This is a genomic window from Sphingobium rhizovicinum (assembly GCF_042647625.1).
GTDB classification, from domain to species: Bacteria; Pseudomonadota; Alphaproteobacteria; order Sphingomonadales; family Sphingomonadaceae; genus Sphingobium; species Sphingobium rhizovicinum.
In genome coordinates this window covers 1186807-1207919 of the sequence record NZ_JBHRVU010000005.1, presented here as the reverse complement: position 1 = coordinate 1207919, position 21113 = coordinate 1186807, and the positions used below count along the sequence as shown (strand labels likewise).

18 protein-coding genes and 1 pseudogene are annotated in these 21113 nt (G+C 62.7%); 13 read left to right on the top strand and 6 right to left on the bottom strand.

Annotated features, from left to right (window positions below; genetic code table 11):
• Positions 1–15 precede the first annotated feature (15 nt).
• The 3 genes from ACFOKF_RS24340 to ACFOKF_RS24330 are packed head-to-tail and all read left to right on the top strand — an operon-like array spanning position 16 to position 2587.
• A complete protein-coding gene (locus ACFOKF_RS24340; protein WP_099231927.1) occupies positions 16–792 on the top strand; it encodes an SDR family NAD(P)-dependent oxidoreductase in 777 nt (258 codons plus the stop codon).
• Positions 789–2057: a hypothetical protein gene (locus tag ACFOKF_RS24335; RefSeq protein ID WP_380799160.1), complete on the top strand. Its 1269-nt coding sequence runs from the start codon at positions 789–791 to the stop codon at positions 2055–2057. The genes ACFOKF_RS24340 and ACFOKF_RS24335 overlap by 4 nt, the downstream gene beginning before the upstream one ends.
• Positions 2057–2587: a VOC family protein gene (locus tag ACFOKF_RS24330; RefSeq protein ID WP_380799159.1), complete on the top strand. Its 531-nt coding sequence runs from the start codon at positions 2057–2059 to the stop codon at positions 2585–2587. The genes ACFOKF_RS24335 and ACFOKF_RS24330 overlap by 1 nt, the downstream gene beginning before the upstream one ends.
• A 9-nt stretch (positions 2588–2596) precedes the next feature.
• Here ACFOKF_RS24330 and ACFOKF_RS24325 read toward each other — a convergent pair whose 3' ends face one another.
• Together ACFOKF_RS24325 and ACFOKF_RS24320 are read right to left on the bottom strand one after the other, a co-directional pair.
• Entirely contained in the window at positions 2597–3226 is a 630-nt protein-coding gene (locus ACFOKF_RS24325) for a TetR family transcriptional regulator (RefSeq protein ID WP_380799158.1), read from the bottom strand.
• A gap of 70 nt (positions 3227–3296) precedes the next feature.
• Positions 3297–3569, bottom strand: a complete 273-nt coding sequence (locus ACFOKF_RS24320; protein ID WP_380799157.1) for a PRC-barrel domain-containing protein — start codon at positions 3567–3569, stop codon at positions 3297–3299.
• A 145-nt stretch (positions 3570–3714) separates the two neighbouring features.
• Between ACFOKF_RS24320 and ACFOKF_RS24315 the strand changes: the two genes are divergently transcribed.
• The 3 genes from ACFOKF_RS24315 to ACFOKF_RS24305 all read left to right on the top strand — a co-directional run bounded on the left by ACFOKF_RS24315 (position 3715) and on the right by ACFOKF_RS24305 (position 6408).
• A complete protein-coding gene (locus tag ACFOKF_RS24315) occupies positions 3715–5043 on the top strand; it encodes a spinster family MFS transporter (RefSeq protein ID WP_380799155.1) in 1329 nt (442 codons plus the stop codon).
• A gap of 118 nt (positions 5044–5161) precedes the next feature.
• Positions 5162–6019 (top strand): NAD(P)-dependent oxidoreductase, encoded by an 858-nt coding sequence (locus ACFOKF_RS24310; RefSeq protein ID WP_380799154.1) that lies wholly within the window; start codon positions 5162–5164, stop codon positions 6017–6019.
• Positions 6016–6408: a carboxymuconolactone decarboxylase family protein gene (locus tag ACFOKF_RS24305; RefSeq protein WP_099231932.1), complete on the top strand. Its 393-nt coding sequence runs from the start codon at positions 6016–6018 to the stop codon at positions 6406–6408. The genes ACFOKF_RS24310 and ACFOKF_RS24305 overlap by 4 nt, the downstream gene beginning before the upstream one ends.
• Before the next feature lie 53 nt (positions 6409–6461).
• On the opposite strand, the gene ACFOKF_RS24300 is transcribed toward ACFOKF_RS24305, so the two are convergent.
• Positions 6462–7751, bottom strand: coding sequence for an MFS transporter (locus ACFOKF_RS24300; protein WP_380799153.1), 1290 nt, complete (start codon positions 7749–7751; stop codon positions 6462–6464).
• A 231-nt stretch (positions 7752–7982) separates the two neighbouring features.
• On the opposite strand from ACFOKF_RS24300, the gene ACFOKF_RS24295 reads away from it, so the two are divergent.
• The 3 genes from ACFOKF_RS24295 (at position 7983) to ACFOKF_RS24285 (ending at position 12280) form a co-directional block, all read left to right on the top strand.
• Positions 7983–8861, top strand: coding sequence for an AraC family transcriptional regulator (locus ACFOKF_RS24295; protein WP_380799152.1), 879 nt, complete (start codon positions 7983–7985; stop codon positions 8859–8861).
• Positions 8862–9008: 147 nt separating this feature from the next.
• Complete coding sequence (locus tag ACFOKF_RS24290; RefSeq protein WP_099231935.1) at positions 9009–11402, top strand: TonB-dependent receptor; 2394 nt, start codon at positions 9009–9011, stop codon at positions 11400–11402.
• A gap of 74 nt (positions 11403–11476) precedes the next feature.
• Positions 11477–12280 carry an SDR family NAD(P)-dependent oxidoreductase gene (locus tag ACFOKF_RS24285; protein ID WP_099231936.1) on the top strand — a complete coding sequence of 268 codons (804 nt, stop codon included), beginning with the start codon at positions 11477–11479 and terminating at the stop codon, positions 12278–12280.
• Positions 12281–12316: 36 nt separating this feature from the next.
• Here the strand turns inward: ACFOKF_RS24285 and ACFOKF_RS24280 are convergent, their stop codons facing one another.
• Complete coding sequence (locus tag ACFOKF_RS24280) at positions 12317–12682, bottom strand: hypothetical protein (protein WP_380799150.1); 366 nt, start codon at positions 12680–12682, stop codon at positions 12317–12319.
• Between the two features lie 116 nt (positions 12683–12798).
• On the opposite strand from ACFOKF_RS24280, the gene ACFOKF_RS24275 reads away from it, so the two are divergent.
• Positions 12799–14022, top strand: a complete 1224-nt coding sequence (locus ACFOKF_RS24275) for a cytochrome P450 (RefSeq protein WP_380799149.1) — start codon at positions 12799–12801, stop codon at positions 14020–14022.
• 103 nt (positions 14023–14125) lie between these two features.
• Here the strand turns inward: ACFOKF_RS24275 and ACFOKF_RS24270 are convergent, their stop codons facing one another.
• Positions 14126–15031 carry a helix-turn-helix domain-containing protein gene (locus ACFOKF_RS24270; RefSeq protein WP_380799148.1) on the bottom strand — a complete coding sequence of 302 codons (906 nt, stop codon included), beginning with the start codon at positions 15029–15031 and terminating at the stop codon, positions 14126–14128.
• 314 nt (positions 15032–15345) lie between these two features.
• Between ACFOKF_RS24270 and ACFOKF_RS24265 the strand changes: the two genes are divergently transcribed.
• The 3 genes from ACFOKF_RS24265 (at position 15346) to ACFOKF_RS24255 (ending at position 18777) form a co-directional block, all read left to right on the top strand.
• Entirely contained in the window at positions 15346–16317 is a 972-nt protein-coding gene (locus tag ACFOKF_RS24265) for a TonB-dependent receptor (RefSeq protein ID WP_380799146.1), read from the top strand.
• Between the two features lie 60 nt (positions 16318–16377).
• Positions 16378–17805 (top strand): TonB-dependent receptor domain-containing protein, encoded by a 1428-nt coding sequence (locus ACFOKF_RS24260; protein WP_380799145.1) that lies wholly within the window; start codon positions 16378–16380, stop codon positions 17803–17805.
• A 129-nt stretch (positions 17806–17934) separates the two neighbouring features.
• Positions 17935–18777, top strand: coding sequence for an NAD(P)-dependent oxidoreductase (locus ACFOKF_RS24255; protein ID WP_099231941.1), 843 nt, complete (start codon positions 17935–17937; stop codon positions 18775–18777).
• A 373-nt stretch (positions 18778–19150) separates the two neighbouring features.
• Here ACFOKF_RS24255 and ACFOKF_RS24250 read toward each other — a convergent pair.
• Positions 19151–21100, bottom strand: a pseudogene (locus ACFOKF_RS24250) (helix-hairpin-helix domain-containing protein); the annotation flags it as partial.
• Positions 21101–21113 lie beyond the last annotated feature (13 nt).

Here is a 21113-nt window from a genome sequence, read left to right as displayed (position 1 = left end):
TCCGGAGTATCCAGCATGAGTGTTCTCGATCGTTTCCGCCTCGACGGGCGCACCGCCATCCTGACCGGGGTAGGGCCGGGCGTGGGCGAACATGTCGCCAGGGCCTATGCCGAACTGGGGGCCAATGTCGTCCTCTCCGCCCGTTCGCAGGACCGGCTCGACCGGATCGCGGCGGACATCAACGCGGCCGATGGCGGCCGGGCGATCGCCATCGCCGCCGACGCGGGCGAGAAGGCCGATCTGGAACGGCTGGTGGCGGGCGCGCGCGCCGCATTCGGTCCGATCCATATCGTCTTCAACAATGCGGCGGCCGGCGTGGTCTATGCCGCCGACGGCGGGCTCTGGGCGAACACGGACGAGGTCTGGAAGACGGCGATGGACGTCAACGTCATGGCGACCTGGCGTCTGACCGAACTGACCGAGGCGGATATGAAGGCGCATGGCAAGGGCAGCATCATATCGGTTCAGAGCTGCGGCGGCTTCACGCCGATCCCGCCCGCCGTCGCCTATGGCGTGTCGAAGGCGGCGCTGCTCTTCCTAGTGCGCGAGCTGGCCAAGACGCAGGCGCCGCACACAAGGATCAATTGCCTGTGTGTCGGATCGATGAGCCCGGACGGGCAGGAGGCCGCGATCCACAAGGGGCTGGGCCTTGCCGAGCGCAACGCGATCAAGCGCTTTGGCGCGGCGGATGAGGCGGTCGGCGCGGCGATCTTGCTGGCGGGGGATGGCTCCAGCTACACGACCGGCAGCACCATCTTTGCCGAAGGCGGCCGGGTGGGGACGATTTCATGATCGCCAACCCCCTCTGGACCGACGATCAGGCCGCGGCGGAAAAGCTGGCGCTGCGCCTGATCGAACGCGCCGACATCCGCGCCGCGCGCGAGCAGGCGCGCCGCCTGCTGCTCGCCGACCCGCTCGCGGCGACGCTCGATGGACGGCTGGGGCTGGACCGGGCGCTCGACCAGTGGGTGCTGGGCCTCGCCATGCGCGAAGCCAATGGCAATCCGGCCGACCCCAGGGTCGTCTGGAATATCAGCAATGCCCCGCGGCGCTGGTTCGGCCACATCTATGCGGGTGCGGCGGTGGCGATCGACAATCCCGACAATTTCAACCGCGAAATTCCGGTCGATGGCGACGGACATTATGCCGTCGACATCCGTTTTTCCGCCGATCCGCCGCAGTTCAGCATCGTCGCCGAGGTCGAGCCGCCGCATCATGCGGGACTGGGCCGCAATCTGGGCGCGCTGACGCTCCAGCAACTTTTGCCCTTCTGCGACGCCGAGGGGCGGGTGACGGTGACGGTCGGCCCGCAGGAAGGCGGCACGACCCATTTGCGGACCGAACCGGGTGCACGGATTCAGGTCTATACCCGCGACAGCCAGCGCGACTGGCGGCAGGTGCCGGCGCAGGTCAGCGTCCGTCGCCTCGATCCGCCACCCAGCCCCCGCCCGCGCGACGAGGAGGATATCGCCCGCTCCGTCATCGCCGATCTGCCGGCCTGGGTGGCCTTCTGGTCGGGGTTCAAGAATGATTTTCTCGGCCATCCAGAGCCCAACCGGCTGATCGGGCCCAATGGCCGCGACGGCGGCTGGGGCTATCTGGCCGGCGGGCGCTTTGCCTTGGGGGAAGGGCAGGGGCTGCTGCTGACGATCGATCCGGCGGGCAGCTATTATACCGGCATCCAGATCGCCGATCCGTGGACCATCTCGCCCGATCCGATGCTGCGCCTGGTCAGCCTCAACAGCGCCCAGGTCACGCCAGCGGCCGACGGTACGATCAGCTATGTGGTGGCGGGCGTCGATCCGGACATCGCCAACTGGATCGACACGGCGGGCCTTGAGGAAGGCTGGGTGCTGCTGCGCTGGCAGGGCGTGCCCGACGGCGCCGACCCCGCCCGCTTCATTCGTGACGTGCGCGTCGTCGATCTGGCCGCCATCGAACGCGAGGTGGACGCTGGGGTGCCCCGGATCGATCGCGCCGCGCGGGGACAGCAGTTGCGCGACCGCGCGCGCCAGCATGGCCTGCGGACCCGTGCAGCGATTTGGGGAGACGCCTGATGCAGCCCAAGGGCTCGATACTGGAATTGTGCCAGGTGGTGCGCGACATGGACCGCGCCCTGGATCACTGGACGCGGATCATTGGCGCGGGGCCGTTCTTCGTCTTCGACGTGCCTGTGCTGCCGGGCCAGATCTATCGCGGCGAACCGACGCAGGTGGCAATGAAGGTCGCGTTCGGCTTTTCCGACGGCCTGCTGATCGAACTGCTCCAGCAGACCAATGACGGGCCTTCGGCCTTCACCGAAATGCTCGACCGGCATGGCGAGGGCTATCATCATGTCATGCTGCGCATTCCCTATGATGAGGGTGTGGCGCGGCTGTCGGGCGAAGGCTATGCCATGGCCTTCAGCGGCCGGATGCCGTCTGGCGAACGCTTCGCGCTGTTCGATACCCGTGCGGGCAATGGCGGCTATGTCGAACTGATGGAGATTTCGCCCGCGATGGAGGCCTCGCTCGACCGGATGCACGCCGCCCATCGCGCTTGGGACGGGATCGACCGCCCCGTCCGATCCATCGCCGACCTCGGCTGAGACTGAGGATTAGACCGCGCCCGCGATGGCGCGGACAGCGGTCAGCAGCATGTCGGTCGCCCGGGTGAGGGCGGCTTCCACGACGTTGCGCTGCATCGCCAGCCGGTCGTCATTGTCGTCCAGGCTTTCCGCCACGACGATATTGCCCAGCACGATGACGGAGAAGATCACCAGCATCTCTTCGCTTTGCTCTTGCGTCAGCCCGGCTTCGGCCAGCGCCGCGAAGATGGCGCGCCGGATCGCCAGCGCGTTGGGCAAATCCAGCCGGTTGGCGCTGCGCGACAGGATGAAGGCGGCGGAGCCCGGGAAATCCCGATAGGCCATGTGCACCGCGCGGGCGATGCTGCGCAGGCGGCTTTCCCAGTCGGGCGCCGACAGGTCGGGCATCCGGCCGCGCAATATCTCGTCGGTCAGCAGGGCGAGCATCGCCTCCTTGTCGCGGACATGATGGTAGAGCAGTCGCGGCGACACGCCCAGCCGCTGTGCGACCGGGCGGATATTGAGCGCCTCGATCCCGCCGGACCGGGCCATGTCGAGCAGCGTCGCGACCAGCCGCGCGCGGTCGAGCGCGGGCCCGTCGGATTGCGGTGGTCTGCCGCGTCGCGAAATCCGTGCGCGCTGCTGCTGGTCTGCCCTCATGCCCCCGCTTTAGGCGCAGGCGCGACTCGGGTCCATGCCCCACGGTTCTGCAAGACCGTGGGGCATGGAATTACAGCTTCTTCAGCTCGGCATTCGACAGGCTGGTCGTCACGCCCTTCTCGCCCGCGCTCAGCGTGGCGGCGGGGATGGCGATGAACTTGCCACGATAGATGATGCGAACGGCGGATACGGCGCCGTCGGCAGCCGTCAGCACGCGATCAACCTTGCCGATCTTGGTGCCGTCGGCCGAGTAGATCGTCTCGTTGCGATCCAACGCAGGCGCCTGGGCAAAGGCAGGGGCGGTCAGGCCCAGAGCCGCAAGCGCGATGATGATCGTCTTCATATCCTGAAATTCCTTTGTCGAAGATGGCGATCTGTTGGCGCAGTCCCAGGATGGTTTCAAGAGAAAACCGATACACATCGAAAAGAATCTGTTCTATCTGTCCCACATGCAGAATGAAAACAGCCGGATGGCCGTAGGAGGGGCAATGAAGGGCGGAGACGGGTTTCGGCCGCGAGACAGATGGTTCCTGCTGCTGCTGGGCGCGATCTACATGTTCAATTTCATCGATCGCACGATCATCGCCGTGGTTGGCGAGGCGATTCGCCACGACCTTCGCCTGAGCGATCTCCAGCTCGGCATGTTGGGTGGCCTCGCCTTCTCGATCTTCTATGCCGTGCTGGGCATCCCGCTGGCGCGACTCGCCGAACGCTACAGCCGGGTGCGAATCATCGCCGTGGTGACCATGCTCTGGTCGCTGATGACGGCGCTGTCCGGCGCGGCGGGGAGCTATGTTCAGCTCCTGCTATGCCGCATGGGCGTCGGCGTCGGCGAAGCGGGCTTCACCCCCGCGCTCGTCTCGATGATTTCCGACCGGTTCGATGCCGGGCGCCGTGCCGTCGTCTTCTCGCTGATCGCGATGGGGGTGCCCCTGGGCGGCGCCATCGCCGCGATCGCGGGCGGCGCGGTGGCGCAGGCCTTTGGCTGGCGGCTTGCGCTCGTGGCGGTTGGCGCGCCGGGCCTGTTGCTGGCGCTGCTGCTGGTCGCCACGATTCCCGAACCCGAACGGAAGGATGCGGGGCAAAGTGCGGATACGCCCCCCTTCGCCATGGTGCTGCGGCGGCTCGCCCGTTCGCCTTCCTTCCTGCACCTGACCTTCGGCAGCGGCTTCGTCGGGCTGGTGGGATTTGGCACCAACCTGTTCCTGATTCCCTTGCTGGTTCGCCGCTTCGATCTGCCGCTCGCGCAGGCGGGCCTTGTGTTCGCGCTGTCGTTCAGTCTGGCGACGATGGTCGGGCAGGTCAGCGGCGGCTATCTGATCGGGCGGCTGATCCGGCGCGATATCCGCTGGGGCGGCTGGGCGCCCGCGATCGCGGTGGGCGTGGCGCTGCCCTTCTATCTGCTGGCCATCCATCAGTCGGACTGGCGATGGCTGGTCGCCTTTCTCTTCGTCGCCACGACCCTGCTCTACGCCTTCACGCCCGCGATCATGACCATCACCCAGTCACTGGTCGAACCGCGCATGCGGGCGTCGGCCGCGGCGCTTCATTCCTTCGGCCAGACCGTCGCCGGGCTGGGACTGGGATCGGTAGTACTGGGCTATCTCAGCGATCGACTCGCTGTCTTTCTCTACAAGGGCAATTATGCCGCCGACTGCCTCGTTTCGGGTCAGGCATCGCCGCCAGCCGCATGTCTCTCGGCAGCGGCCAGCGGTCTGCAACTGAGCATGCAGCTTTCGGCATCCGTGCTCCTGCTCGCAGTTCTCCATTATGGCCTGGCCGCGAAAAATCTGCCGCTGGAGGCAAATGCGTCGTGAAGGACGGTAAAGCTGTCGAGGTTCGGCCACGCGGCGCCAGACGGGATGACGGCGCAGGCCCGGCTATGCCACCCTTGCGGCCTGGCCATGACAGGACCGCGAGCAAGCGGCGGAAAGGATGATGAGGATGGGAAGAGCAGGGGTTATCGGCTTGGGGCAAATCGGCGCGGGTGTCGCCATATGTCTTGCGCGGACACAGCAATTGGCCGCAGTCTACGACATTCGTGCGGATGCTGCCGACACGCTGGAGGGCGTGCCGCCCGTCGTCGCCAGCCCGGCTGAACTGGCCGCACAGTCCGATGTCGTCATCATCGCCGTCGTCAACGCAAAGCAGACGATCGACGTGCTGTCGGGGCCCGACGGCGTGCTGGCGCGCGCACGGCCGGGCATGATCGTGGTGCTGGTCGCGACCGTCTCGATCGAGGATTTGGACGCCATTCGCGCCCTGACCGATGCGGCGGGCGTGGAACTGGTCGATTGCGGCGTGACGGGCGGCCCCAAATCCCGCGAACATGGCCTCGTCTGCCTGGTCGGCGGTACGGATGAGACCGTTGCGAATGTGCGCCCGGTGCTGGACGGCTTTGCCAGGCTGGTGGCGCATATGGGTGGTCCCGGCGCGGGCATGGCGGCGAAGATCGCTCGCAACGTCATCGTCTTCGGCTGCTTGCGCGCGGGCTATGAAGCGTCCGTATTGTGCCGCAATGCCGGGGTGGATGTCCGCCAGCTTGCGCACGCGATCGACGCCACTTCGGACAGCGTGGGTGGCCCATTGATGCTGGCGGTGCGCGACGATCCGTCGTCCAGCGCGCAGGAAGCGGCGGTGCGCGAATATACGCGCGGCCTGATGGTCAAGGATCTGGACGCCGCCATCGATCTGGCGCGCAGCTACGGCATTGCGCTGCCCTTGGTCGAATTGACGCGGCGGACCGATCAGACGGTCGTGGGTCTGGAAAATGTAATGGGAGAAAAGGCATGAGCATCGACGAAGCACAGTGGCAGAAGGGACTGGAAGTCTTCGACAAGGTCTACGGTCCTGGGTCGTCGGAAATGACGCGGCCCTATCGCGAATCGTCCTTCAACCAGGAAATCGTGGGCAACCAGTTCGCCAATCTATGGGCGAGCGACATCTTCTCGATGCGGGAAAAGCGGCTGCTCGTTCTGGGCGCCACGGCCATGCTGGGCCGCGCCGACCTGGTCGAGATCCAGATGAACGGCGCTCTCATCAACGAGGAATTCACCGACGAGGAACTGGATTTCCTGCCGCTCTTCGTGCTCTTCTATGCCGGGGCGGGCAATACGACCACCGTATTCCGGGGGATCGAAGCGGCCAAGGCACGGCGCAAGGAACGCAACGCCGCGAAGTGATGGGGCGTGCGGGATGAAGGGCGGCCTGGTCGAAGGACCGGGCCGCCCTTTTCTTATGCTTCGCCGCTGGCCTTGGCGCGACGGATCGCGCGGGACGCCAGCAGCAGCAATATGCCCCCGGCGAATGTGAACAGCATGGCAGTGCCGATTCCCCAGGCGACACCGGCCGTTCCCCCGACAAAGTCGCTGACCGCGCCGATCAGATAGGTGCCCGCGCCCACGCCGATCAGGTTCGCGCCCAACTGCACCAGCGATACCGCAAGGCCCCGCAGGCGCGGCCCGGCGATCGTCACGATGACGGCGTAGATCGGGCCGTTATAGGACGCGCTGAGGAAGCCGCAGGCCATGAGCAGCGCCAGCATCAGGTCGACGTCGTGGAACAGGACCGTGCCCACACCGGTCACTGCCGTCAGCAAGGGGATCACTGCGCCGAACAGGGATGTCCTTGCCGGATCGAAGCCGCCCCGCCGCCGGTTGACGAGGTCGATCACCCAGCCCGCGAGGAAGCCGCCCAGCGAACCGAGACCGCCATAGGCGATGGCGATGAGGATGCCCGCCTTCGCGATGGGCATGCCATGGACCCGGATCAGGAAAGTGGTGAGCCAAGTGCTCATGCCATAGATGCCCGCCGCGATCAGGACGATGGCGAAGATGCAGTACAACAGTCCCGGCCGCGCCGCGAGCAGGCAGATGCGTTGCACCAGCCTCAGCGTTTCCTCCTGCTGCGGGGCCGGGCCGTCATGGGCCCCGCGCACGGGTTCCCTGACCGTGAGCAGCAGCAGCGGCGCCAGCACCAGTCCCGGCACGCCGGCGGCCACGAACGCCCAGCGCCATCCGGCGCTCTGCACGATCGCGCCGCCCACGATGAAGGCGATGGCGAGCCCGATCCCCGAACTCAGATACCAGATGCCGATCGCGGTGGCGCGCCGGTCTTCGCCGAAATAATCGCTCAGCAGCGACATGCCGGTCGGCGATCCCCCCGCTTCGGCTGTCCCTACCGCGGCCCGGCCGATGAGCAACGTCCAGAATCCTGTCGCGAGGCTGCACAAGGCGGTCGCGCCGCTCCACAGCGTCAACGCGGCCGCCATCAGGTTGCGTCGGTTCCAGCTATCCACGGCCACGCCAAAGGGCAGGGCGGCGAGCGCGAAGAATATGCCATAGGCGAAGCCCGCCAATATCCCCAACTGTCCGTCGGAGAGCGCAAATTCATGTCCGACCGGCGCCAGCACCAGTCCGATGATGGCGCGGTCGATGCCATGGCAGGTCTGCGCCAGCGTCAATATGCCCAGCACATACCAGGGATAATGGCTGGCGGCGGCAGGTTTTTCCGATGGCGCTCTCATGGCGTCCACTGCTGCAAGAGCGGTGCGATGGACATTGAGCGCCTCCTGTTTGAACATAAAAACGGGGGCACGACAAATATATCGCTCATGCTCCCATGCCGCGCCTCGATCGGGCACGCGCCATGGACGTGCCTGCAGGCGGGGTCTTGACCACCTATCCGAAGATAGAGGTAAAAGCGGGTGGTGCGCCTATCTGGCTCACAGACAAAATATAAAATGACAGAGGTAGAGATGTTTCGTCCGGAGAGCGATTGGACCGGCCAGGGAAGGTTCGGCGTCCAGAATTTCTACATTGAAGCGGCGGCGACCGTTCGCGACGCCCATGTGGATGTGCGGCATTTCGACTGGGTTCAGCCCAGCAGCGGTGTCTTCAGTCCCGAAAAACATTATCTGGACTATTCGCTCGACGGCCAGCCGCGCCGCAGCATGGTCAGCATGGGGCGTCCGGACCGGCGCGCCGCGTCGGGCGACATTCTCTACATGCCCCCGCACCGCCAATATTTCGGCGAGCCTGCGCTTCAGGAGCGCCATCTCGTCTGTGTGGCGCTCGGGGACGAATTTCTGGAGGAGCTGTTCGACGGAGAGCAGCCGCTGAACAAGATGGAGCCTTGCGCCGACGTCCAGAATATTTCCATGCGTCGGCTCTTTGCGGGACTGGCTGCGGAACTGCGGACGCCCGGCTTCGCCAGCCAGACGCTCGTCGAATCGATGCTGATGGGTCTTGCGGTCGAGCTAGCCCGGCATATGGGTCCGCGCGAAAGGGGCGGCCTGCAATCGCGCAGCACGCGACAGGTCCAGAACATCATCGATTATGTAATGGAGAATCTCTCCGCGCCGCTCGGCGTCGCCGACATCGCGCGCGACTGCAACATGAGCGTGCGGCATGTCGCGCGCGTCTTCAAGGAGGGAACGGGCGTCAGCCTGGGTGAATTCGTCGCGCGCAGCCGGATCGCGCTGGCAAAGGAACTGCTGCGCAACGACGGCTCCCGCATCAAGGAAATCAGTTGGCGATGCGGCTTCAACAGCACGTCGGCCTTCTCGGCCGCCTTCCGGTCCGCAACTGGCCAGACGCCGAAGGATTTCCGGTGCCAGCCGCCGCAGGTCCATTGAGTGGGACGGCGGAAACTATCGATGAGCGGCCAAATTCTATCGCCGCACAGTCAATCTGGAGCTGGCCACTATGGAGCAAATCGGCTCCGGGCTAGACGGGCTTCATACGTACAAATCGAAACAAGATAAAATGAAGGGGAGGAAGACATGAACAAGGCCGTCACCCTGGGCGCGATCGGCATGAGCGCGTTCGTCGTTGCCATGGCGCAGCCCGTCTATGCGCAGCAGGCGCAGTCGGGTGCTAGCGAAGGCATCCAGGATATCGTCGTCACCGCGCGTCGTACCGAGGAAAGTCTTCAGACGACGCCGATCGCGGTTACGGCGCTGACCCCCGAAGCGCTGGCGACGGCCAAGGTGGAAAATGTCGTCGATCTTCAGCGCACCGCGCCGGGCCTTGTCATCGGCCGTGGTTCCGCGGGTGGCGACGGCATCGTCTTCGTGGCCATCCGTGGCCAAGGCAATCTCCAGCCCATCCTTGCCAACGATCCGGCCGTGGCCACCTATATTGACGGCATCTATATCCCTCGGCCCTCGACGGGCATGACCGATATTCAGGACGTGCAGCGGCTGGAGGTGCTGCGCGGGCCGCAGGGTACGCTCTTCGGCCGCAACACGACCGGCGGCGCGATCAACATCGTCACCAATGATCCCAATGACCAGCTCAGCGGCGCGTTCAAGGCGGAATTGGGCAATTACAGCACGCTGGGCGCGCAGGCCAATATCAATGTGCCGCTCGCGGAGGGCTTGGCCATCCGTCTGAGCGGCGCGGTCAATGAGCGGGATGGCTATGGCGACAATCTTGTCACCAACCGCGACTTTTCCGACAACAGCAGCAAGTTTGTGCGCGGCAAGCTCAAATATGAGGGCAATGGCTGGGATCTGACCCTTTCGGGCGACTGGAACCGCCAGTCCAACCATGGTCAGCAGATCGCGCTCTGGGCCTTCAATCCGGCGATCATCCCCGCCGCCTTCCAGCCGGGCCTCACGGCGGGCCTGCTGACCAAGGATAATTGGTGGGGCAATACGGCGGCCGGAACATCGACCCCGGCCACGATCGGTACACTGACGCCCGAAGCGCAGGCCCTCTACGGCGTGAAGCCGTTCAATACGCTGGAAGTATATGGGTTTTCCGGTACGCTCAACGTCGAGCTGGGCGGTCTGAACTTCAAGTCGATCACCGGCTATCGCCACTCGATGAACTATGGCCAGAATGACACGGATGGCACCGCCGTTCCGTTGCTGGCGACCTTTGCGGGGTCCGGATCCTATTATATTTCGCAGGAATTCCAGCTTTCCGGGAATATTACCGAAAGCCTCAGCTTCATCACGGGCGCCTATGCCGGCAAGGAAAGCGGCTATGAATTCAGCCGGTCGCAGATTTTCGGCGGTCTCATCCGCGATTCCAATGCCGACGTCACCAACAAGACCTTCGGCCTGTTCGCGCAGGCCTATTATGAACTGACTCCGGCCCTGCGTGCGGTGGGTGGCTTCCGCTATACCTGGGACACCCGCGACAGCGTGCTGCATAATGCGCAGGTATATGGCCTGCCCTATGACGTCGCCGTGGCGGGCACGCCGACCGGCATCAACTGCACCGTGACGCCAACGAGCCCCGTGACGGCCACCACCTGCAACCAGGAACAGAATGCCAAGTTCAACTATCCGGCCTGGAACCTGGGTCTCGACTGGCAGGCGAGCGACAATCTCTTCCTCTATGTCGCGACCCGCGGCGCGGCCAAGGCTGGGGGCTGGAACCTGCGCGCCGGCGGTCTGCCTGCCTTCTCTCCCGAAAAGGTGAAGGACGTCGAGGCAGGTTTGAAGGTTGATCTGTTCGATCGCCGCCTGCGTTTCAACACGGCGGTCTTCCATACCTGGAAGGATGACAATCAGGCGATCGTCAACAGTTTCGTGACCGGCATCGGCGTCACCCAATATATCCAGAACAACGGCAAGGTCCGCATCTGGGGCATGGAAAATGAAATCACGGCCGTGCCATGGGAAGGCATGACCCTCAGCGTCAATGGCTCGCTGCAAGACGGCAAATATGTGAAGGGGAGCTTCAGCGAAATCCAGGTGGTGGCCGGCAGCGGCTGCACCAACAGCGCCGGGGTCGCCAATGGCTGCGTCGTCGACCTGAGCGGCTTGCCGCTGCTGCAATTGCCCAAGAAGCAGTTGAACATCAGCGCCACGCAGAAATTCCCGGTGGGCGGGGGCACGCTCGCCGTGACCGGCGCCTATTCCTATGTCGGCGGTCAGCATTTCGATGCGGTCCGGGCCGCGGAACAGGCCTCGGCGGCGACCAAGGCTGCTTATGAGACGGAAAACCGCCTCGGTTTCGTGCCCGGCTATGGCATTTTCAACGGACGTATCGCGTTCCAGCTTGAAAATCCCGATATCGAAATCGCGCTTTACGGCCGCAACATCACGAACAAGAAATATCTGCTGCGTCGCTTCCCCGACCTCTATCGGACCTTGGGCATCGCGGCCGCCTATGTTGGCCAACCGGCTACCTATGGCGTTGAGACGACGTTTAAATTCTGATCGGCCAAGCGGCTGGCGGGAGAAGCTGCGATTGATGCAGCTTTCTCTCGCCAGCCCATCACGGGGACGCGCGCATGATGACGAGGTTGGTAGACAGGGTGGCGATCGTCACGGGCGGCGGTGGCGGTATCGGCGCCGCGGTTGCGCGACGCCTGGTCGCGGAGGGCGCGCGCGTCGTGGTCGCCGACCTGTTCGAGGCCGTTGCCGTTCGTGCAGCCGAACCGCTGGGCGACAAGGCGCTGCCGCTCCAGTTCGACGCCGCCGATCCGCAGTCGGTGAAGGCGATGGTCGATCGTGCCGTCGACCATTTCGGCAGGCTGGACATATTGCATAACAATGCGGCGATGACCGATCCGGACAAGAGCCCGCAGGACACCACGGCCGTCGATATCCCGATCGGCATCTGGCGCGAAATTCTCGACGTCAATCTCACCGGCTATCTGCTCGGATGCAAATATGCCATCCCGCATATGGTCGCTGGCGGCGGCGGCGCGATCATCAACACCGCGTCCAATTCGGGCAGCGCGGGAGATCTCGCACGTATCGCCTATGGTTCGTCGAAGGCGGCGATTATCGGGCTCACCAAATATGTGGCGACCCAGCATGGGCGGCAGAATATCCGCTGCAACAGCATCGCGCCGGGCGTCGTGCTGACCGAAGCCCTTGAGAAGACAGTGCCGGGGCTGAAGGAAATCATCCAGCGTCATATATTGACGCCGGAATTCGGCACGCCGGATGATATTGCCGGGCTGGTCGCCTTTCTCGCTTCGGACGAAGCGCGCTATATCACGGGTGAGAATATCTCCATTTCGGGCGGTGGCCTCGTCCACCAGCCCCATTATGCCGATCTGCTCGCCTTCATGCAGGCGAAGGACTGAACCGTGTCCAGCGCCTGCACTTCGGGGCTTGGAGGATTAGTGGGCGGTCCGATGAAAATAGCGGATCGTCAGCCTGCCGTCGGCGACCTTGTAGGTTTCCAGGCTCGGCAGGGTCACGATGCCGTCCGGGGTCTGCAGGCGATTGGCCACATAGGCCGCGCCATCGGATCCGTTGACGATCACCTCCAGCGGGTCGGTCGTGCATTTGCCGCCATATTCCGCCCACATGTCGGCCATCGCGGCGTCGCCGTCCATGGCGGGCGAGCCGACATATTCGATCGTGAAGCCTTCAGGCCCCAGGATCCGGAAAAGTCGGTCGAGCTCGTCGCGCTTCCCTTCGTTCCACAGCCGGTAATTGTCCCGGATCGCCTGTTCCAGATCCAGTATGTCTGCCTCGCTCATGTGCATCGCCTCCTGTCATTGCGGATCGTCCGCATGGTCGCCAGTCTCGGACGGACGGCCATGATCGCACCTGTGTTTGGCAAGGGTGGAATTTATCTCTTTTTGCTTCGGAGACTATGATGACCCAAATCGCACAAAAGCCCCTGCCGGATCATGTGCCGCCCGAACTGGCGATGGCGCTGCCGCTCTTTTCGCGGACGGTGATCTATGATAACCCGCAGGAAGTGCTGATCCCCGCGATGCACGCGGATCTGCCGCCGATCACCTATGTCACCAACATCTTCCCGGGCGATCAGCCCGGCTGGCTGCTCAAAAATGCCGAGGATGTCCAGGCGATGCTGCGCGACGCCGACAATTTCACCAAGAACGGCATGGGCAAATGGGCCCAGAATATCGGCGAGAACTGGCTGGTCATTCCGACCGAGGCCGACCCGCCGGTCCACACCGGCTATCGCAAGGCGCTGGACAGTCATTTCGCGCCGCAGAAGATGTTCGCGATGAAGGAACAGGTGCGCGAGCGGGCGCAGGCCTTGATCAACGCCTTCAAGGATCGCGGACAGTGCGACTTCATCGATGAGTTTTCGGAAAAATTCCCGATCTTCATCGTCCTCGATCTGCTCGGCCTGCCGCAGGAAAGAATGACGCAATTCCTGAAATGGGAAAAGGAAATGCTCCATTCCAACGACTGGCAAGTGCGCGGCAACGCCGTGCGCTGCGTGAAGGACTATCTGCTCGAAGAGATCGAGGCGCGCCGCCAGCAGCCGCGCGACGACTATATCAGCAAGGTGCTGACCTTCGAGGTTGATGGCCGTTTGTGGAATGAGGACGAGGTGTTAGGCCATTGCTTCAATCTCTATATCGGCGGCCTCGACACGGTCACCTCCCTGCTCGGCAACATCTTCAACTATCTGGCGGCTCATCCGGACAAGCAGAATGAACTGCGCGCCAACCCGTCGCTGATCGTCCTGGCGGTCGAAGAATTCCTGCGCGCCTTCGCCCCGGTCACCGCCTTCCGCATCGCGACCAAGGTCATCGAGATTCAGGGCCAGACGATCATGCCCGGGGATTATGTGGCGTTCAGTTCCCCCGTGGTGGGCCGCGATCCGGCATTCTACGAGGATCCCCAGGCCATCCGTTTCGATCGCAAGGCGCCGCACATGTCGCTGGGCAGCGGCATTCACAAATGCCTGGGAATGCATCTGGCGCGGCTGGAACTCCAGATTGCGGTCGAGGAATTCGTCAAGGCCATACCGGAATTCCGGATCAAGGACGGCTTCCAGGTGCCCTATTATGTGGGGAATATCCTGCATGTGCCGGATCTCCACCTGCAATGGGGCTGAACAGGGTCGGCGATCCTGTCGCGCCGCGACATCGGGTGTGAACGCCTGAAACCTGGTTCTGGAGCGGGTGTCCGATGGCGTCGGGCACTCGCTCCGGCGCCATCTACCCGCGCAGCATCTCCTGCCGGAACCCCCGGGGGCTGAGGCCGGTCGCCTTCCGGAAGGCGGCACTGAAGGCTGCGACGCTCTGGAAGCCGCAATTCCCCGCGATGATCTTGATGAGGGCGTCGTCCTGCACCAGTTCCCGTTTGGCCCGCTCAATCCGGGCATCGGCGATGTAACTGCCGAGCGTCTTGCCGACCGTATTCTTGAAGGTCCGCATCAGATGCCGGGAACTGACGCCGCAGTCGTTCGCCAGGTCGACGATCGACAATGGTCCCGCCAGCCCCGCCTCGATCCGCTCCTGAAGACGGCGCAGCCACCAGTCCGTCATGCGGGAATCGGGTCCGGCATCGGATTTGCAGGGGATTTGAAGATGGCGACACAGGTCGATGACCATCGACAGCGCAATGGTCTCGACCATGATGGCTGGCGCGAAGCCGGGATCGCTTACTTCCTGGGCAAGGCGGGCCAAGCCGTGCAGGATCCATGGCTCCTTCACGTCGAAACAGGGGGGCAATGACCAAGGCGGCGCATCATTCTGGAAGAGGTGATCCGCTGCGTGATCTTCGAAGGTCAAACAGAATATGCGATATTCGCTGGGCTCGCAGCGCGTTGCAAATTGGCTTCCATTAGGCAGGTAGGACACCTCACCAAAGGGCGGCGCGTGGCGACGACCGTTGGGGAGCAGGCGTGAGCCGCGTGCACGTGGGCCAAGCGAATAGTCGAGATAGTGACTGTTCGGCTCAAAGATGGCGTCACAGCTACGATCCCAGGCAAAATGCCGGATATCGGCACGAATGCCGTTTGCGATGACGCTGTTCTCAACACGGAAATAGGCCGTTGTGAGCGGCTGGCACGGGAGGATGGCACCAGTCGGCTGAATCATGGATTGCGCCACACCCGACATTGTCATTGTCCATCCCATTCCCATGCGGGCCGCTAGCCGCTTCTATAAGCGATATTATGGCGGCTCAGCCATGGTAGGTCGATGCTCAATCATATCGCGCAAACCGGACATCCCATCGCGAAACCGTCATTGCGTTCATGGCCGACTGGTCGGAAAATCTCCAAAGCATCGCGAAGAGGACATTAGTTTGATCGCCGGCGCGACATGGCGCTCAAGCCGGTTCTCCGCGCCCGTTCCTGATGTTAGCGCTCTGTCGCATGGGCATGAGGTGAAAAAACATCCTGCCCGAATTCAACGCTCAGGGAGGGGATAAAATGGCTTCAGGTAAATGGTTCCAGACGACCGCATTGGCGAGCTTGTCGGTTTTCGCGGCCAGCGTGCCGACAATGGCGGCGGACCAGACCGGACCTGTGGGAATCGAGGACATTGTGGTCACCGCCAGGCGGACCGAAGAGAATATCCAGACCACGCCAGTCGCCGTCACCGCACTGTCGACCGAAATGATCAAACAGGCGCAGGTCGGCGACGTAGCGGGCCTGCAGCGCACCGCGCCGAGCTTATCGATCGCGACCGGCGCCCCGGGCGGTTCGGGCTTCGTCTATATCTCCATCCGCGGCATGCCGGCGTTGAATCCGGGCGTCGCCAATGATCCTTCCGTCGCAACCTATGTCGACGGCGTTTATATTCCGCGTCCCTCGCAGGGTTCGGCCGATCTCATCGACCTGCAGCGGGTCGAGGTTCTGCGTGGCCCTCAGGGCACATTGTTCGGTCGCAACACCACCGGCGGCGCGCTCAACATCGTCACGGCCAATCCTACAGGCGATTTCGAAGGGCAGTTCCGCATTCAGGGCGGCATATATGATTATCGAAATGTCGACGCTGTTCTCAACGTGCCGTTAATAGGCGATGAGCTGGCGGCGCGTTTCGTCTATGATTTCGTGGATCACGACGGCTATGCTCGGAATTTGACCTCGAACAGCGAACTCAAGGACCGCAACAGCCATTATGCCCGCGCCAAATTGCGTTGGGCGCCCGCCGGCAGCAACTGGTCGGCCACGCTCAGCGGCGATTATAACATCATCAAGGATCATGGCCAGTTCGCCGGCCTTGCAGCGGTCAACCCGGGCGCCAGCGCGGCGATCGGCGCGATCAACGCGGCAACGCCCCTTGCGCCCTATCTGCACAGCAAGGCCCATTGGTACGATGCCTATGGCATTCCGTTCAGCACCAATCCGCCAGTCGGATCCAATTACGGTTTTCTGACCGCAGGCGGCCGAAACGCCTAAAACAGGCTGGAAGCCTACGGCGGCAATCTCACGATCGATGGCGAAATCGGTTCCGTCACGGTGAAATCCATCTCCGCCTATCGCTACAGCAACGCCATCGGCCTGAACGAACTCGATGGCACTCCTGCCCAGATTCTGGCGGCCGAAAGCGCCTACAAATCCGATCAATATTCGCAGGAACTTCAGTTCTCCGGGGAATTGGGCGACCGTTTCAGCTATATTCTGGGCGGCTACTATTCGACGGAAAGCGGTCGTGAATCGTCTGTATCGCAGACCTTCGGGTCGTTTGCGCCCGCTGCCCCCGCACCCAATTTCGGTTTCGGCCTGAATTACGGCACAGTGAAGAATGTCTCGGTCGGCCTGTTCAGCCAGGGCTATTACCGTCTGACCGACAAGATCCGCCTTACCGGCGGCGTCCGCTGGACATGGGATAAGCGAGAGGTTGTTCTGCTGAACAGAACGAACCTTGCCGCCAACACCTGCGGGGCCGAGCTGGTCTCGAATCCTGGTTTTGTTGCGCCCTGCAGCCTGCCACGTTCGGTCAGATATAATTACCCCGCCTGGACGGCGGGTGTCGATATGGAAATCACCGAGAGCCTTTTTGCTTATGTGAAGACGAGCGCCGCGTCCAAGGCCGGCGGCTTCAATATGCGCAATGGTTCGGCTGCGACACCGCCGTTCAAGCCTGAGAAGGTCAGGGACGTTGAACTCGGTGTCAAGTTCAGCACATTGGATAATCGGTTGCGCATCAATGCCGCCGCCTTCCATTCTTGGCAGTCGGACGTTCAGCGCAATGCTTCCGACTGCATCACCCCACCGGGCGCGCTTGCCTGTGCAACCACGCAATTCCTCCGCAACTCGGGCGATGCGCGCGTCTATGGCGGCGAACTTGAAATAAGCGCCGTTCCCTGGGAAGGGATGCTGCTCTCCGGCAATCTCGCCCTGCTCGACGGCAAATATGTCTCCGGCACTTTCGTCGAACAGCAGCAGTTCGTTCCCGTCCCCGGTGCCAACGTGTCGGATTGCGTCGCCGGCACCGCCGCAGGTTCGGTCCGCTGTTCGGTCGATCGCAGCGACGAGGCTCTGCCGCAAATGCCCAAGAAGCAATTCGGCATATCGGCCACGCAGAAGGTGCCGACCCCATTTGGCGAACTATCGATCTATGCAAACTACGCCTATATTGGCAAACAGAATTTCGGTCTGTTCACCGCCGATCCGCGGCGCGCGCAAGCTTATCGTGATGCGATTGCAATCGCCAACCGGATCAATAGCATACCGGAATATGGGCTTTTGAGCGGGCGTATTGCTTTGCAGATCGAAGATCCCAATCTTGAGCTGTCGATCTTCGGCCGCAATATCGGCGGAAAGAAATATGTAACTCGTGCCTTCGCCGATCAGTTGCCGACACTGGGCACGGCGATCGATTATATCGGCGATCCCTTCACGTGGGGCATCGGCGCGACTTTTCGTTTCGGACCGAAAAGCTAGGCCCGGAGCGACCGGCTTTGGCGCTCCCGCAATGGTTTGGCATTCGTGCAGGCCCCGTTTGGGATTTACTAAGGGCGTTTGGAGTGATTACCTCATTCGCGAACTTGGAGAAGGCCTGAAGGATATTTCATGACAGATACTATCAGGAAAATCGGTTTCATCGGCCTCGGCAGCATGGGCGGCGATCAGGCGCGGGAACTTGCCAAACTGCCGCTAGACCTTACCGTCTACGACGTGTTTCCCGATGCACTGGCGAAATTCGAAGGCCGTGCGAGGCTCGCCGCTTCCATGGCGGAGGTTGGCGTGGATGCCGACGTTGTCGGCATCTGCGTGCGGGACGACACACAGGTACTGGAATGCGTCGATGCACTGCTGCCCGCGATGAAGCGGGGAGCGATCCTGCTTATCCACAGCACGATCAAGCCGAAGACCGCGGAGCATATCGCCGAGCGCACTGCTCCCCAAGGTATCGACGTCATCGATGCTCCGGTTACACGGACCGAAATGACTAAGGACGGTCCCTTCGTCTTCTGCATGACCGGTGGCGAGGAATCCGTCGCCGCCAGCGTCCAGGTGGTGCTCAACGCCTTTTCGACGAACACGATGCATATCGGTCCGCTCGGGTCGGCAATGGCCCTCAAGATCTGCAACAACCTCGTTTCCTGGTGCGGCATCATGTTGGGTATAGAGGTTGCCAATGTAGCGGAGGCGTCGGGCGTGCCGATGGACAAGCTGCTGACCGTGATGAAGCGCAACGGCAATCTCACCCCGCCGATGGCCGGTTTCGTCGACTTCCGCAATAATCCGGGGGATGCAGCCCGGCGTGCCTTCTTCGCCGGCCAAGCCGGCATTGGCGAAAAGGATCTCGCGCTGGCTGAAGAACTGGCGGCGGGCGCCGATGCGGCATCGCCGATCACCAGCCATACCAAGACGCTGCTCAAGAAGACGCTGCTTGCAATCTGCGAGAGCTAGATTTTGACAAAATCGCCCGAAAATCCTGATGATGACCGTCTGTTGTGGAAACATTGACCAATGCGAATGCGTCGATCTATCCGGTGGCGAGCACGATCTCGCTTGGATTCTTGCGCAGTGTTTGCTGTCGGTTCGAGTAGCGGATCCATACAGTCATCACGCGGATTGGTTTGGTTAGCGGTAATTTAACATAATTCTTATTCACGAACTTTGCCCTCCTGCTGAGTAGCGGCAGAAGCGCACGAAGCACAGGTGAAATTTGGTTCATTGTGTGCTCCCGATTATGAGCGCCAGACCGCCTATTGTGCTGGCGCGGGTTGCTACGGCATAGATTCTGGAGCCAAAGCCGTGGATGCATAGCGCGAAGCGCGATCTAACGAAAATCATGGCTGCGAATGGGTAGGATATCGTCAGCTGTCGCGTGCGCGGCGCGATAGAGCAGTGAGCCAAGTGTCCGGCCGCTTGGGAAGGCGGGGTCTCGCGGATCGGGACCCCCGCCATGACTTGCACCATCACCCCGGCCAGGGGCGACACTGAAGTCCATTCTCCCCACCGAGCGGAGCATCTCGTCATGATCGATGATTCGATCGCAGATGACATGGATAACCTCGCCCTCCTTCTGCAGCCGTCCGCGCATCGCGATCATCGACGCGGACATGACCTGCCGGCGGTAGATTTCGAACCGGTCCGGCCAGAGGATGCCCTGCGCGACCCCGGTCTCGTCCTCGATCGTGACGAACAGCACGCCCTTTGCCGAGCCAGGGCGCTGGCGGACCAGGATGACGCCGGCCACTTCCACATTGCGGCCGTCGCGGATCGACTTGAGATCGGCGCAGCGCACGATCCGCATGGCGTCGAGCTCTGGGCGGAGGAAGCTCAGCGGATGGTTGCGGAGCGAGAGCTGAAGTGAGCGGTAATCCTCCACCACCTCCCGCCCTTGCGTCATCGGCTGGAGCGTGACCAACGCCTCTTCGCCTTCGGGTGAGAATTTTCCCTCGCGCGCATCTGCGGCGGCGAAGAGGGGAAGGGGCGCTTCGCCGAGGCCCTTGACCTTCCATAGCCCCTGTCGCCGGTCCTGTGCGATACAGGAGAAGGCGTCGGCCTCGGTCAGCCGCTCGATCGCGGCGCACGGCACGCCGGCGCGGCGCCAGACCTCCTCGACGCTTTCGAACGGCGCGGGGCCGCGCGCGCCGACGATCGCAGCGCCGTGAAGGTTGGCAAGCCCGCGTACCTGACGGAACCCCAAACGCACCGCCTTGTATCGACCGAGCGCCGGTTCGAGCGTGCAATCCCAATGGCTGTGGTTGATCGAGACCGGACGCACCTCGACGCCATGATTGCGCGCATCCCGCACGATCTAGGCGGGCGCATAGAAGCCCATGGGCTGAGCGTTCAGCAGCGCGGCGCAGAAGACGTCGGGATGATGATGCTTCATCCAGCAGGAGGCGTAGGCGATCTTGGCAAAGCTCGCCGCGTGGCTCTCGGGAAAGCCATAGCTGCCGAACCCCTCGATCTGCTTGAAGGTGCGCTCGGCAAAATCCTTGGGGTAGCCCCGCGCGATCATCCCGTTCACCAGCTTGTCGTAGAAATGGCTGACCCCGCCCGTCAGCTTGAATGTCGCCATGGCGCGGCGCAGCTGATCGGCCTCAGCCGGGGTAAAGCCTGCGCCGACGATTGCGACCTTCATCGCCTGTTCCTGGAAGAGCGGGACGCCGAGCGTCTTCTTGAGCACGGCTTCCAGCTCCGGCTTGGGATATTCGGGCGTCTCCTTGCCCTCGCGGCGGCGCAGATAGGGATGAACCATGTCGCCCTGAATGGGACCGGGCCGCACGATCGCGACCTCGATCACGAGGTCGTAAAATTCCTTCGGCTTGATCCGCGGCAGCATCGACATCTGCGCCCGGCTCTCGATCTGGAAGACGCCAAGCGTGTCGGCACGCTGGATCATGGCATAGACGGCCGGATCATCGTCCTGGAGGTCGGCCATGCCGACACGGATGCCCTTATGCTCTTCGAGCAGATTGAACGCTCGGTTCATGCAGCCCAGCATGCCAAGGCCCAGCACGTCGACCTTCATGAATTTCAACGCATCGATATCATCTTTATCCCATTCTATGATTTGGCGATCCTCCATCCGCGCCGGTTCGATCGGCACGAGATCATCGAGACGGTCCTGGGTCAGCACAAAGCCGCCGGGATGCTGGGAGAGGTGACGCGGCGTGCCGATGAGCTGCCGGGACAGTTCCAGGGTGAGCTTCAGCCGATGATCTTCGGCGTTCAAATTGGCGCTCGCAATCTGTTCGTCCGTGATGCCGTCCATCGACGGTTCAGGAATT

What these genes read in the sequence shown, in the direction of transcription:
- ACFOKF_RS24340 (WP_099231927.1), top strand. Translation starts at nt 16, where the DNA reads ATGAGTGTTCTCGATCGTTTCCGCCTCGACGGGCGCACCGCCATCCTG.
- ACFOKF_RS24335 (WP_380799160.1), top strand. Translation starts at nt 789, where the DNA reads ATGATCGCCAACCCCCTCTGGACCGACGATCAGGCCGCGGCGGAAAAG.
- ACFOKF_RS24330 (WP_380799159.1), top strand. Translation starts at nt 2,057, where the DNA reads ATGCAGCCCAAGGGCTCGATACTGGAATTGTGCCAGGTGGTGCGCGAC.
- ACFOKF_RS24325 (WP_380799158.1), bottom strand. Translation starts at nt 3,226, where the DNA reads ATGAGGGCAGACCAGCAGCAGCGCGCACGGATTTCGCGACGCGGCAGA.
- ACFOKF_RS24320 (WP_380799157.1), bottom strand. Translation starts at nt 3,569, where the DNA reads ATGAAGACGATCATCATCGCGCTTGCGGCTCTGGGCCTGACCGCCCCT.
- ACFOKF_RS24315 (WP_380799155.1), top strand. Translation starts at nt 3,715, where the DNA reads ATGAAGGGCGGAGACGGGTTTCGGCCGCGAGACAGATGGTTCCTGCTG.
- ACFOKF_RS24310 (WP_380799154.1), top strand. Translation starts at nt 5,162, where the DNA reads ATGATGAGGATGGGAAGAGCAGGGGTTATCGGCTTGGGGCAAATCGGC.
- ACFOKF_RS24305 (WP_099231932.1), top strand. Translation starts at nt 6,016, where the DNA reads ATGAGCATCGACGAAGCACAGTGGCAGAAGGGACTGGAAGTCTTCGAC.
- ACFOKF_RS24300 (WP_380799153.1), bottom strand. Translation starts at nt 7,751, where the DNA reads ATGAGAGCGCCATCGGAAAAACCTGCCGCCGCCAGCCATTATCCCTGG.
- ACFOKF_RS24295 (WP_380799152.1), top strand. Translation starts at nt 7,983, where the DNA reads ATGTTTCGTCCGGAGAGCGATTGGACCGGCCAGGGAAGGTTCGGCGTC.
- ACFOKF_RS24290 (WP_099231935.1), top strand. Translation starts at nt 9,009, where the DNA reads ATGAACAAGGCCGTCACCCTGGGCGCGATCGGCATGAGCGCGTTCGTC.
- ACFOKF_RS24285 (WP_099231936.1), top strand. Translation starts at nt 11,477, where the DNA reads ATGATGACGAGGTTGGTAGACAGGGTGGCGATCGTCACGGGCGGCGGT.
- ACFOKF_RS24280 (WP_380799150.1), bottom strand. Translation starts at nt 12,682, where the DNA reads ATGAGCGAGGCAGACATACTGGATCTGGAACAGGCGATCCGGGACAAT.
- ACFOKF_RS24275 (WP_380799149.1), top strand. Translation starts at nt 12,799, where the DNA reads ATGATGACCCAAATCGCACAAAAGCCCCTGCCGGATCATGTGCCGCCC.
- ACFOKF_RS24270 (WP_380799148.1), bottom strand. Translation starts at nt 15,031, where the DNA reads ATGTCGGGTGTGGCGCAATCCATGATTCAGCCGACTGGTGCCATCCTC.
- ACFOKF_RS24265 (WP_380799146.1), top strand. Translation starts at nt 15,346, where the DNA reads ATGGCTTCAGGTAAATGGTTCCAGACGACCGCATTGGCGAGCTTGTCG.
- ACFOKF_RS24255 (WP_099231941.1), top strand. Translation starts at nt 17,935, where the DNA reads ATGACAGATACTATCAGGAAAATCGGTTTCATCGGCCTCGGCAGCATG.